Below are 11,401 nucleotides of genomic sequence, written 5' to 3' on the forward strand. Positions count from 1 at the left end.
TGGAGAACACTATGCGAACCCCAACCGTAAGACGTGGCACCCGACAAGCGGGCTTTACCCTGATGGAAATCATGGTGGTGATTGTGATTTTAGGACTGCTGGCCAGCTTTATTATCCCTAACCTGATGGGCAATAAAGACAAGGCCGATCGGCAAAAAGCCGTCAGCGACATTGTCGCCCTGGAGAACGGGCTGGACATGTATCGTCTCGACAATGGTCGTTATCCCACTAACGAACAGGGGTTGGCTGCGTTGATTGCCAAACCGGTCACGCCACCGCTGCCGCGCAATTATCCGGAGGATGGCTACCTGCGCCGCCTGCCGCAGGATCCCTGGGGCAGCGATTACCGTCTGTTAAACCCGGGAATACACCACAAGATTGATATTTCGTCAGCCGGGCCTGACGGTGAATGGGATAACGCAGACGATATCACCAATGGCTCTTAGCGGCAGGTTACGCCAGCGCGGATTTACCCTGATGGAAATTATGCTGGTGTTGGTGCTGATAGGCATCACCGGTGCAATTATTGTCCCCCATGACCGTTCAGAACGGGCGCAGTTTGCCAATGCCATGACGACGCTGACGCTGGCGTTGAGCGCGGCCCAACAACGTGCGGAGCAGACCGGGTTCCCCGTGGGGATTTCCGTTGCCGAACAAGGGTGGCAACGGATGATCTACCGTACGAGGGCGCGGTCCGAAGAGCGCGAAGGCTGGCGAATCGATGGCATTCATGGCGCGATTTTACCTGATAGCTTAAGTCTTTCATTACAGCTGGAACAGCTGGAGATGGTTTTACCTTCAGCCCTTGATCCTGAAGCCACGCCTCAGCTGTGGTTCTATCCGGGCGGTGAAATGTCGTTGTTTACCCTTAAGTTACGGAAAAAACAATGTGAGCAGGCAATAGAATCAAAGGGTTATATGAGTTTAGCCCTGTCAGAGGAAAGTTGCGATGAGCCGCAAACGCCGTAATGGCATGACGTTGCTGGAGGTTTTGGTGGCGATGATGATTTTATCCGTCGGTTGCATGGCGGTGATCCGCACCACTGGTCAACAGGTACGCAATCTCGGCAAACTGGAGGATACAACAGTGGCCGGCTGGGTAGCGGACAATCAACTGGCCCAGATCTATCTGGGGGATATTGTCTTGTCTCCGCTGTGGCAACAGGGCACTAGCATGATGGCTAATCGCCAATGGTTTTGGCGCAGCCGTAGTCGGCAGACCACCGACAGTCACCTCCAGGCCATTGAGATCGAAGTAGATAGCGAACCTGAGTTCAGCTACCCGATCTTGCGTCTGCGTACCTGGAGGGCGGACTATGCCAAACCCTGAGCAAAAGGGGTTCACCTTGATTGAAATGATGTTGGCGATCGTGATTTTTGCCTTGATGTCATTGATTGCGTCGCAACTGTTGAGCAGCATCGTGAAGAACAATGCCATAGTCCAAACCCAGGCCAACGCCCTGACCCAATTACAGCAGGCATTCGCCCTGATGGAACGGGATATTCGCCAGACCCTCACGCTGCCGTCCGAGCCTTCATCCAGAGCGAATTTGGCGGGTGCCCGCATTGTGGATAATGCACCGAGCCTGGCGCTATTACGCAGTAACTGGCTTAACCCCGGTGGCTTACTACCGCGATCCTCGCTGGAGCGAATCACTTACCGCCTTCATGATGGCCAGTTGCAGCGACTGAGCTACCCCACTCCTGATGCGCCAGAGGACAAAGCAAGAATCATCACGTTGATAACGGGCGTAGAAAGTTTTCACCTGCGGCACCGGCTGGCCGGACATTGGCAGGCCGGCGGGTTTGCAGGCACCGGTTTGCCTCAGGCTATTGAGGTCTCCGTGACCTTATCTGACCGCGGGACGCTACAGCGCATTTTCTTGCTGGCCGACGGAGAAGCCTCATGAACAAGTCGCGAGGTATGGCCTTGTTGGTCGTGCTGTTACTGCTGGCGTTGATGGCCATTTTGTCGATGGGGATCCATCAGTATTGGCAACTGACTTTTTCCCGAACCTTGCATGCGCAAACGGCTTTTCAGGCCAAATGGGATCTGTTGGCGGGGGAACAGTTTGCCAAACAATTGTTGTCGGAAAGCTTACATGATGAGACGTCGGTCAATCTGGGGCAGCGCTGGGCAGTGCCAGGGATGATACGCACGGAAGACAGAGAGATTTCCTATGTTATCAGGGATGCTCAATCCTGTTTTAATCTCAATACGTTACGCTACCGTTACTTGCCCGATAAGCAAAAAACGGCCCCGCAAGACAAGACGGCAGCCCAGGAGCCCCCTGCCGAAACCGCCAACAATATTCCCCGTCAGGTGTTCGATGCCCTGTTATCAAACCTGGCGTTCAGCGATGAGGAAACCGAACGTATCGGCAGGGCGATAGAACAACATCTGAAGCCGGAGCATTCTGCATTTAGTGACGTTTCTGAACTGCGGGCATTCCCTTTCATTGACCGCCAACAGTATTTACGTCTGCGACCCTGGCTATGCGCGCTGCCCGAGCGCCAGCCGGCAATCAATATCAACACGCTCAGCGAGGCTCAGTTGCCGCTGTTGCGCGCCTTATTTTTAAACCAGACCAGCGACAGCAAATTGAAACAACTGCTTAACGCCCGGCCCGCCACCGGCTGGCAGGGACTGGATGATTCGGACTGGGCAACCGCATTGGCCGGGCTGCGCTTACCTTCGCCCTCCGGCGAGAAATTACTGGTGACGGAAAGCCGCTATTTTAACCTCCAACTGGTCACTCAGGGTACAGACAGCGGTTATTACCTGCGTAGCAAATTGCATTATGAAAAAGGCAGGCTGGCGGTGACCGGTCGCCAAACCGGGCAGGGGGAGAGTGTGCAATGACCTATTCAAAACCTTTGCTGGTGCTGGCATTGGGAGAGGCCGGAGCCCCGACCCTGTGGTGTCAGGGAGACCCTGCCGAGCCGCAATGGCGACATGCAGGAGTATGGTTGCCGGGAACGCTGCTGCCCGTCAGCGCATCGCAATGTCGGGTTATGGTCTGCGTAGCGGGTCAGTCGGTGACATTGCAAAGGGTGTCATTCAATGGGCCTCGCCGGGCCGCGACGGCTTTGGCTCTGGCTTATCAGTGTGAAGATAGCCTGCTGGAAGAGGTCGAGCAGTTATACTGGGTAATATTGAACCGCCAGGAAGACCACTATGCCCTGGCCGGTTATCGTCATGCAGACATGCAACGCTGGTTGTCACAGCTGGCGGAATGGGACATCACGCCGGATATGCTGGTACCAGACACGCTTTGCGGACCGGTGGATGAAAGTCATTTTTATCGTTGGCATGGGCGCCTGCTATGCAGGAGCTCGCTTTGGTCAGGTTATTCGCTACCGGCACACTGGCTGCCGGCCGCGGGTGAGGTTGCCGTTGTGGACTCGGTTCCCTTGTCACCCTGTGATGCCTTGTGGGATAGGGTGCGGGGGGAGGCGGAGACTTCGGCTTCGCTGCTGCAAGGCAAATATAAGGTGAGGCCTCGCTGGCAACGTCATCCTTTCTGGCAGCACTGGCCGGCCGTTGCCGGAGTCGCACTAACTCTGGGAGCGCTGGCGGTCGGTGGGCTGTATTACCAGCATCAGGCTGAACAAATTGGCCAGCGTCGTGACGTTTTATATCAACGGCTTTTTGTGGGTCAGCCGATACCGGCCGATCCTCTGAAAGCGAGCTCAGAGGCTATCCGGGCTCTGCAAGAGGCCAAATCCCCCCGCCAATTCTTCGAGCTTGCCGCACAGGTGCAACAGGCCTTAAAGGGGATCCCAGGGTATCGGATCCTCAGCCTGGCTTTCGAAGCCGATAAGTCTGCCATCACCCTTAGGCTACAGGGAGCAGGATTACAGCCCTTCACCAAAATAAACGATCGGGGCAATACGCTGGAAATGCGAGTGGATCCGGTAAACCAGCAGGGCACGCTGACGCTGAGGGAAAACTTATGAGTTACCCAAAAGTCCGACCGGGCGTGAGAAAAAAGAGAGGGAAACTTCTCTGGTGCAGCCTGCTCGCCGGGCTCTGTCTTCTGGCGTTTTATCTCCAGCAAAAAAACCAGTCGCAGCAGGCGGCCAGTGAGTTGGCGCAGTTGCAGCGCAATGCCCAGCGCATTAACACACTACGGCGCAATCACCCTCCGGGTTTGCCTGCGGCAGCATCGCTACCGGCCTTACTTCAGACCACCGCTAAAAAACATGGCGTGTTATTGGGCAGGTTACCGCCTGATCTGCCGACTCTGGATGTGGCACTTCCCCCACAACCGCTCAAACCCTTGCTGTTGTGGCTGGGGAGCCTGCAACAGGAATATGGCATGAGGGTCGATGTGGTCGATCTCAGCCTGAGCGAGGAAGGCGATATCGTCACAGTGGAAAGATTGAGTCTCCAGGCTCCCTCGATTCGTTAATCAAGAGGAATAAGCATGTCGTTTTACTCTGATATTTTTCTTTGGCCATTGCTCTCGGGGCTGGTAGGGCTGTGCATTGGCAGTTTGCTCAATGTGGTGATTTATCGTTTGCCATTGATGATGGAGCAGGAAGAAAAAACGCTGGTGATGGATTATTTAGCCTCGCAATCCCCGACAGGCACTCGGGTTGAAGAAGCGCCGCCGGCAAGACTAAACCTGTTTCTGCCGCGCTCACATTGTCCCCGTTGTCAGTACAGGCTCGCCTGGTACGATAATATTCCTCTGATCAGCTGGCTGCTCTTGGTCGGGCGCTGTCGCCAATGCCGGCAGAAGATAGGCTGGGCATATCCCGCGGTTGAACTGACGATGGCGGTGATCGCCACTTTGTTGGCCTGCTATCGGCTCCCAGGGGGAGATTGGGTGATGATCATGGTATTTAGTGCATTGCTATTGTCGTTGGCCATCATTGATTTTCATCATCAAATCTTGCCGGACATCCTGACATTGGGTTTGCTGTGGTGCGGTTTGTTTTGGCATTGGCTGGAGCAGCCGGATTTTCTTGGTGATGCGGTGCTCGGCGCGATGGGAGGCTATCTGGTGTTATGGTCGCTGTATTGGGGCATGTGGTTTATCACCAAGAGGGAGGGGCTGGGGTACGGCGATTTCAAGCTGTTGGCGGCGCTTGGCGCCTGGCTGGGATGGCAAAAATTACCCGAGGTCCTGTTGATCGCTTCCACCGCAACGCTGATTGTCACTCTGTTATGTTCGAAAAAACGGGCAAATGGCTGGAGCCAGCCCCAACCTTTTGGTCCGGGACTGTGTGCTGCCGGGGTCTTTTGCCTGATGTTACTGTTGTAAGCGGGTTATTGCCGACGAGAGGCTTCAATGAAAGTGGCCAGGGATTGGTTAAAGTAAGCGCATTTCTGTGCAACCGGAGTTGGGTCCTGATTTAACCGGTTAATGATATTTCTGGCTTCTGTCGGCAGCGTGTCGGACAGGGTTTCATCGACCGGCCACTGTTTCTTTTTAGCCTCCGAGATTGCCGTTTTTGTTAAAACCGACATCGCAGGGATATCGCTGCGCTGGCAATTTTCTTTTAGATATTCACTTCCCGCGATCAATGCTGCTAATTGTTGTTGGTGCTGGCCATTCAGTGTGGGATCTGTGTTGCTTTGAGTCGATGTTGCACACCCGGTTAATAATATGTTGCATGAAACAAAAGATAATAGAATTAGTTTTTTCACAACTCACAGACTCCGTTTAACTTAAGGGTTTTTACGCCTATTATTTCAAAAATAAACGTCAGGAATAATGTTTTTATTCCCTGTTGAATATTATGTGGTATCGGTGTTCTGATGTCACTTATAACCTCTTATATTCATGTTTTTTAAGAGGTGGTGGGTGAGGAAATATTTATGATGTCCACAGAGTAAATGGCGGTTAGCTGTGGGTAGAAAAACTCACCGTTTAACCATTTAAATTCTGGTTTTAACTCTGGTGACAAAATGGAATTGAAAAAAATCGCATTGGCTGTAGCCACATTGACTCTCTCCTGTGGTGCTTTAGCCCATGGTTATGTGGAATCGCCGCAAAGCCGCGCTTATAAGTGTAATTTACAGCAAAATACCGACTGCGGCCCGGTACAGTATGAACCACAGAGCGTTGAGAAAGATTCAGGCTTCCCGTCGGGGCCTTTACCGCGCGACGGTGAACTGGCCAGCGCCAGCATTCCTAATTATTCTCCACTTGATAAGCAAAGCATGAATATGTGGGCCAAGAATCCGATCAAGGCGGGGATAAATAAATTTACCTGGTACCATACGGCTCAACATAAAACCAATAACTGGCGTTATTACATCACCAAACAAAATTGGGATGCAAATAAGCCACTGACGCGTGAGGCGTTTGAGTCTGCACCTTTCTGTCAGGAAGAGGGGCATGGACAAATGCCGTCCCAACGCCAGGTGACGGAATGTAACGTACCAGAACGCAGTGGTTATCAGGTGATTTACGGTGTTTGGGAAATTGCCGATACCGCTAACAGCTTCTATCAGGTGATTGACGTTGACTTTGGTGAAGGTGAAACCGCGACTTCGGAATGGAGCAAACAGCTTTCGGGTCAGGTTGCCGGCAAATCATTGAAGGAGGGCGATAAGGTTATTGCTCGTTTCTTTGACGACCAGGGTGAAGTGGCGTCACTACGTACCGAAATGACCATTGCCAGCCAGGCGCAGACGGATAAAAACCGCTGGTCACATGACCTGGCCGTGTTGATCAACAGCAAACACAGCGATATCCGTGTTGGCGTCAAGGATAACCAGGGCCAGGTCAATCCGGTTTATGGCAACAACAGCGCGTTCGTCAAGGATGACAGCCGCCTGAGCAACGTGGTCATCTCGTATGAAGAGCAGACCCAGGCCGTTGAAGAGGAAGTGGAAGTCTCCGGCGTTCAGGTGGATAAAATCCAGGATGGGCACGCCAACGTGAGTTTCAAGGTTAACGTCAAGGGCGCGGTCACGTTTGAAGCCAGGGTGATTAATCATCAGGGCAGCGAAAAAGGTTACCTGAAGCAAAACGTCGCGGACGATAGCCTGGAGATGACGTTGCCTCTGAATGAGGTGACTGCCGGCCATCATATGCTGAAATACTTCGCGACCAACAAAGAAGGCCAGTTAGTCAAACAGGATGTGATTAACCTACAAATTGAAGACACTTCTTCCGGCAACTATCAATATATCTTCCCCGAAGGCCTCGATAGCTACACCGCTGGGACAGTGGTGCTACAACCCAAGAATGGCAAAACCTACCAGTGCAAACCTTTCCCTTACAGCGGCTATTGCAAACAATGGACAGGTTCTACTACCCAATTTGAGCCCGGTGTTGGCAGCAACTGGCAAGAAGCCTGGATATTAAAAAACTAACGGCAACGCTATTTTTTGTCGGCCTGTCCCGGCCGACTTTTTTCATCAATAATAAGGAGGTTACTGAATATGAAAAGCCATGTGCCACGTTCTCGCTACGATCGTTTTTCACGCATATTACACTGGGTATTGGCCGTAGGGATTATTTATGCTGGGCTGGTAGGCTATGGTTTGCATTTTATTTCAGATCCCCAGATTTTTAGCTTTTTTTCAGAGCTGAATATGTCATTGGCAACGGTGATGACGCTGTTGATGATTGTGCGTTTCACCTGGCGTTTTTTCAGACCGGCAGTGCCCTACGGTGAACATATTCAGGGTAATAAAAAAGGGTTGGTTATTTTATTGCATGAGGTTTTTTATCTGATCATCTTCGTGGTGTTAATCAGTGGTTTTTTAATGTTGAAGGACGGCTATAGCTTATTTGGCATGCTGCCGGTTCCGCAACCGCTGCATAACCTGGAGGTGAATCTCTTCTTTTTCACCGTTCATCGTTACAGTTGTATGGCCCTGGGGCTGATGCTGTTAATGCATGTTGCTGCGGTAATCAAACACCAGCTAATTGATAAGAAAAATATTCTTTCAAGAATGGTGTAACTGCCGGGATGCCCATGATTAATCCAGGCCTAGCGTGCGCAGTAATAAAATGTAGCCTATTTACTTAAAAAAGGAAAAAGTATGTTCAGGAGCAATATTGCGAGTCTTATTTCTCTGGCTCTCTTCTTTCCTTATTTAACGCTCGCTTCCCCTTTGGTACCCGAGTTCACACCCACAGAGGTGATTGATGGTGGCGATGTTGGCATCTTTAACGTGGTATGCGATTACTCCCATACGCTGGCGGACGATGCCATTGTGATGCCGAATTTACCGGGGTTATCGATGATTCATGATTTTTTTGGCAATACCGGGGGTAATGCCATGAGTACCGCCGAATCATTGCTACAGGCCCCGAGCACCACCTGCACCTCGCCCTATGACGCCTCTTCGTATTGGGCACCGCAGCTTAAACGGGCCGATGGCAGCATAGTCACCCCCAACTATATCAAGGTCTATTACCGCAACGAGAAACCGGCACAACAAGCTGCTGCCCCCCTCCCAATGGGCTTACAACTGTTGGCCGGTAATCACCATCGGCCGCAGGGGCAATATGATCCCAACATCTGGTTTTATTGCCGCACGACGCTTGAGGGAGGGGAACATTCAAATGCTCCGCCGGAAAGCTGCCCGCAGATAGCCGGGTTTTATGAAGGCGCCGAATTCAATATTTCGCTCACCTTCCCGGACTGTTGGGACGGCCAAAGCCTGACGACTTCCCCGCAAAAACGCAATGCAGCTTACAGCGATGTGGAAAGTGGGCTGTGCCCTGCAAACTATCCGGTGAAAATCCCGCGGCTGAATATGCGTATTCACTATGCGCTGGGCGATAATGGCAACCTGAAAGGCGCTCTGTTGTCCATGAACCCGACCCTGCAGGCAGATGGCAGTTTGCAACCGATCTGGGGCAATCTTTATAGTGCCCATGCGGATTTCTTCTCTGCCTGGAGCCCGCGCGCTACCCGCTATAGTGTGGAGGAGTGCCTTAATCGCACCCTGGCCTGTGACAAGGATATACCAGGGGATTTCGAACGTAGCAGCGCCGATGCCTGGGTTTCACTGGCAGATGGACGTTTTCATGGTGATGATCCGATCATCAAAGTAGGCGGAGAGCAAAACATCGGGCTGCTGAAGTTTGCTTTGCCGGAACGCCTCGACAACCTCAACATCAGCAAAGCCGACCTGCGTCTGTATGGGCGTCAGGTCAGCGGTGAAACCGGGCAGGTGCGGTTATACGCGTTAGCGGAGGGGAACTGGGATGAAAATGAAGGCGGGCATGCTCTTACCCACTGTCCATCTGCAGCTCCACTGGATCACGCGCAGATGTGGAGTGATTCCGTGCAAAAGACCTTTAATGTGACTGCCGCCGTTATGCTGGCGATACAAACAGGCCAGCGTGAAATCAACTTTTGTCTAAGCGGCGGGGAAGCCACGGATGCCGAGTTCAGCAGCAAGGAAGGGCCTCGCAGCCCGGTGCTTCGTTTCAATTTCTCCCCCGTTACAAACGGCTAATATCCCGCCGGTCATTATGAACGCAGTGATGAAGGCGACTGACCAAAATGACGCCGAAAGTGCGTACTGAATTGGGCCGGGGCACTGAACCCACATTGGGCGGAGATCTCTGTCAGAGACAGCCGGCTAGTGATGACCAGTTGATACGCCCGTTCCAGGCGTCGCTGCAGGACATACTGATAGGGCGGCAGGCCAAAATACTGTTTAAAGACCCGGGAAAAATGGAAGGTGCTTAACTCCACGAGCTGGGCCAGAGCCTGGAGTGTGATGGTCTCGCCCAGGTTTTCTTCAATATAGCAGGCCAGCTGTTCGCGTTGTGTTTTGGAGAGTGCTTCGTGCCTGTGCGTGGTGGTGAACAACGTTCGCAGGTACTGCGAAGTTTCTGTTAGCAATGCCAGCATCAGGGACGAGGCATGCAATTCATCGGTGCTGGTTTTAAGGCTGGCACACAGCTGTTTGATTATTGGGCTGCGTATGTTAGCGCTCGGTTCAATGTTCAGCCCCGTTTCACCGGCAGGGAATAACGAAATCAATGCGGGGGAAACTGAAATGGCGGTATATTTGAGAGTGCCTTCTATATAGGTCATAGCTTCAAAGCCGCAACCGCAGGGGATCAGGTCTGCAACCTGGGCAATCGCACGTTTGCAGGGTATCCGTTTTTGGTCAAACCAAATGTCGCCATGGACGGTGGTACTGCCGTCAGGTGCCTGAAAGCTGTCATAAACGATCAGGGTGTGGCTGGGGCGTACAAGCTGAGCCAAATGAGCGCCGCTGACCTGAACGTTATCAATCTGACCGTGTTCCCATTGTGTAGAGAAAATAGTCAATTCTGTTTCATGACGGTAAGTCAGTCCATTATTATTATTTTTCATGGACAGGAGGTCTCGATAATTTAAAAAAATGACAGGTTAGGTGTCCATTGTGCCGAAATAAATAGTTAACCCTGCGTTTAATTATCTTCAATTATTATTCCTAATGATATTTTTTTGGGGTGGTTACCCACGGTTAATTTATGGCTTTTTTATAGTCAGGCCATCTGTTTTTTATCGGTGGTGAGACAGGGACATTCTTGGGTCAGGCCAGTGAATCAGAATTCAATCGCCTGAAAGCGCATGGCATTGCTGGCGGTATAGAGTACCGTATGGTGAATGTTTCGGTGCCCCAGATAGTCCTGAATCAAACGGGTATCAATACCTTGATTTGCCAGACAATAACCGCAGGCATGGCGTAGCATGTGGGGATGTGTCGGGATTTTGATATTGGCATTTTGACCATAGTGGCGTATCAGTCGATAAATTTGCTGGCGGGAGATACGTCCGCCTTTTCGTGAGAGAAAAAGCCAGGGCAGATCGGCATAACGCCAACTTTTTCTTATTTCCAACCAGCCGCTCAACATGGCAATTTCATTTTCATGCAATGGGTGCTGTACGGAAAGACCATTTTTCAGACGGGGTATGTAGATTCTTTTTGCATCCAACTCGATATTATCCAATGTCATACCGCTCAGTTCGCTGGCGCGCAGCCCATGGATAAAACACATACTGATCATGCATCGGTCACGCCAGGCGTTCAGGCTTTTTGGAATACTCTCGATCATGCTTTTTATTTCTGATTCATCCAAATATTTTCTTATATTTTGTTTCATATTTACCTCCGTTGTATATATGTGTGGTGATAATTAAATAGGTGGGTCATTCAATGATATATTTTGTAACAGATCGCAATCCTTAGGATAAGTCTTACGTGTTTATAGTTGCATAATTAGATGTTCATCTTCTACTTGATTTTTGCTGTGGCTTCATAATTTTTGCCGTATTCTGTTTGTTGGTATCTATATCATTTAAAAACAATGAGATGGCTTTATTTTATTTTTGATAAATTGCTATTTATTTATGATTTTCCTATGTATTTAAGACTATTCTTTATAAAGTCATAAGGGTTAAACAAATATCTTAATGGTTT

Annotated in this window: 14 protein-coding genes; 11 read left to right on the forward strand and 3 right to left on the reverse strand. The window is 50.9% G+C overall.

The window, feature by feature from the left end:
- Positions 1-11 precede the first annotated feature (11 nt).
- Genes gspG through BEI65_RS10640 form a run of 8 tightly spaced genes read left to right on the forward strand, consistent with a single transcriptional unit; the run spans position 12 to position 5,273 of the window.
- Entirely contained in the window at positions 12-446 is a 435-nt protein-coding gene (gene gspG / locus BEI65_RS10605) for a type II secretion system major pseudopilin GspG (RefSeq protein ID WP_099063288.1), read from the forward strand.
- Positions 436-969, forward strand: coding sequence for a type II secretion system minor pseudopilin GspH (gspH, locus tag BEI65_RS10610; protein WP_099063289.1), 534 nt, complete (start codon positions 436-438; stop codon positions 967-969). Before gspG ends, gspH begins: the two co-directional genes overlap by 11 nt.
- On the forward strand, positions 950-1,330 hold the full coding sequence (gspI, locus tag BEI65_RS10615; protein ID WP_099063290.1) for a type II secretion system minor pseudopilin GspI: 381 nt from the start codon (positions 950-952) through the stop codon (positions 1,328-1,330). Before gspH ends, gspI begins: the two co-directional genes overlap by 20 nt.
- Complete coding sequence (gspJ, locus tag BEI65_RS10620) at positions 1,317-1,910, forward strand: type II secretion system minor pseudopilin GspJ (protein ID WP_099063291.1); 594 nt, start codon at positions 1,317-1,319, stop codon at positions 1,908-1,910. The genes gspI and gspJ overlap by 14 nt, the downstream gene beginning before the upstream one ends.
- Positions 1,907-2,863, forward strand: coding sequence for a type II secretion system minor pseudopilin GspK (gene gspK, locus BEI65_RS10625; protein WP_099063292.1), 957 nt, complete (start codon positions 1,907-1,909; stop codon positions 2,861-2,863). The genes gspJ and gspK overlap by 4 nt, the downstream gene beginning before the upstream one ends.
- The gene (gspL, locus tag BEI65_RS10630; protein ID WP_099063293.1) at positions 2,860-3,960 is read left to right on the forward strand and encodes a type II secretion system protein GspL; all 1,101 of its coding nucleotides are present in this window, start codon (positions 2,860-2,862) and stop codon (positions 3,958-3,960) included. Before gspK ends, gspL begins: the two co-directional genes overlap by 4 nt.
- Positions 3,957-4,415 (forward strand): type II secretion system protein GspM, encoded by a 459-nt coding sequence (gene gspM, locus BEI65_RS10635; RefSeq protein WP_099063294.1) that lies wholly within the window; start codon positions 3,957-3,959, stop codon positions 4,413-4,415. The genes gspL and gspM overlap by 4 nt, the downstream gene beginning before the upstream one ends.
- Positions 4,416-4,430: 15 nt before the next feature.
- A complete protein-coding gene (locus tag BEI65_RS10640; protein ID WP_099063295.1) occupies positions 4,431-5,273 on the forward strand; it encodes an A24 family peptidase in 843 nt (280 codons plus the stop codon).
- A 5-nt stretch (positions 5,274-5,278) separates the two neighbouring features.
- Here BEI65_RS10640 and gspS read toward each other — a convergent pair whose 3' ends face one another.
- Complete coding sequence (gene gspS / locus BEI65_RS10645) at positions 5,279-5,659, reverse strand: type II secretion system pilot lipoprotein GspS (protein ID WP_099063296.1); 381 nt, start codon at positions 5,657-5,659, stop codon at positions 5,279-5,281.
- Between the two features lie 261 nt (positions 5,660-5,920).
- On the opposite strand from gspS, the gene gbpA reads away from it, so the two are divergent.
- From gbpA to BEI65_RS10660, 3 genes are all read left to right on the forward strand, one after another.
- Complete coding sequence (gene gbpA, locus BEI65_RS10650) at positions 5,921-7,336, forward strand: N-acetylglucosamine-binding protein GbpA (protein ID WP_099063297.1); 1,416 nt, start codon at positions 5,921-5,923, stop codon at positions 7,334-7,336.
- 69 nt (positions 7,337-7,405) lie between these two features.
- Complete coding sequence (locus BEI65_RS10655) at positions 7,406-7,930, forward strand: cytochrome b (RefSeq protein ID WP_232519070.1); 525 nt, start codon at positions 7,406-7,408, stop codon at positions 7,928-7,930.
- Positions 7,931-8,011: 81 nt separating this feature from the next.
- Positions 8,012-9,439: a DUF1996 domain-containing protein gene (locus BEI65_RS10660; RefSeq protein ID WP_099063298.1), complete on the forward strand. Its 1,428-nt coding sequence runs from the start codon at positions 8,012-8,014 to the stop codon at positions 9,437-9,439.
- 14 nt (positions 9,440-9,453) lie between these two features.
- On the opposite strand, the gene BEI65_RS10665 is transcribed toward BEI65_RS10660, so the two are convergent.
- Entirely contained in the window at positions 9,454-10,311 is an 858-nt protein-coding gene (locus BEI65_RS10665; RefSeq protein ID WP_099063299.1) for a helix-turn-helix domain-containing protein, read from the reverse strand.
- 215 nt (positions 10,312-10,526) lie between these two features.
- Positions 10,527-11,084 carry a tyrosine-type DNA invertase gene (locus BEI65_RS10670; RefSeq protein ID WP_099063300.1) on the reverse strand — a complete coding sequence of 186 codons (558 nt, stop codon included), beginning with the start codon at positions 11,082-11,084 and terminating at the stop codon, positions 10,527-10,529.
- Positions 11,085-11,401: the final 317 nt, after the last annotated feature.

The organism is Serratia sp. BW106, assembly GCF_002607755.1.
Lineage (GTDB): Bacteria > Pseudomonadota > Gammaproteobacteria > Enterobacterales > Enterobacteriaceae > Serratia > Serratia proteamaculans.

Bases quoted from the DNA above. Each gene is read 5' to 3' on its own strand.
- gspG (WP_099063288.1), top strand. From the start codon at position 12: ATGCGAACCCCAACCGTAAGACGTGGCACCCGACAAGCGGGCTTTACC.
- gspH (WP_099063289.1), top strand. From the start codon at position 436: ATGGCTCTTAGCGGCAGGTTACGCCAGCGCGGATTTACCCTGATGGAA.
- gspI (WP_099063290.1), top strand. From the start codon at position 950: ATGAGCCGCAAACGCCGTAATGGCATGACGTTGCTGGAGGTTTTGGTG.
- gspJ (WP_099063291.1), top strand. From the start codon at position 1,317: ATGCCAAACCCTGAGCAAAAGGGGTTCACCTTGATTGAAATGATGTTG.
- gspK (WP_099063292.1), top strand. From the start codon at position 1,907: ATGAACAAGTCGCGAGGTATGGCCTTGTTGGTCGTGCTGTTACTGCTG.
- gspL (WP_099063293.1), top strand. From the start codon at position 2,860: ATGACCTATTCAAAACCTTTGCTGGTGCTGGCATTGGGAGAGGCCGGA.
- gspM (WP_099063294.1), top strand. From the start codon at position 3,957: ATGAGTTACCCAAAAGTCCGACCGGGCGTGAGAAAAAAGAGAGGGAAA.
- BEI65_RS10640 (WP_099063295.1), top strand. From the start codon at position 4,431: ATGTCGTTTTACTCTGATATTTTTCTTTGGCCATTGCTCTCGGGGCTG.
- gbpA (WP_099063297.1), top strand. From the start codon at position 5,921: ATGGAATTGAAAAAAATCGCATTGGCTGTAGCCACATTGACTCTCTCC.
- BEI65_RS10655 (WP_232519070.1), top strand. From the start codon at position 7,406: ATGAAAAGCCATGTGCCACGTTCTCGCTACGATCGTTTTTCACGCATA.
- BEI65_RS10660 (WP_099063298.1), top strand. From the start codon at position 8,012: ATGTTCAGGAGCAATATTGCGAGTCTTATTTCTCTGGCTCTCTTCTTT.
- BEI65_RS10665 (WP_099063299.1), bottom strand. From the start codon at position 10,311: ATGAAAAATAATAATAATGGACTGACTTACCGTCATGAAACAGAATTG.
- BEI65_RS10670 (WP_099063300.1), bottom strand. From the start codon at position 11,084: ATGAAACAAAATATAAGAAAATATTTGGATGAATCAGAAATAAAAAGC.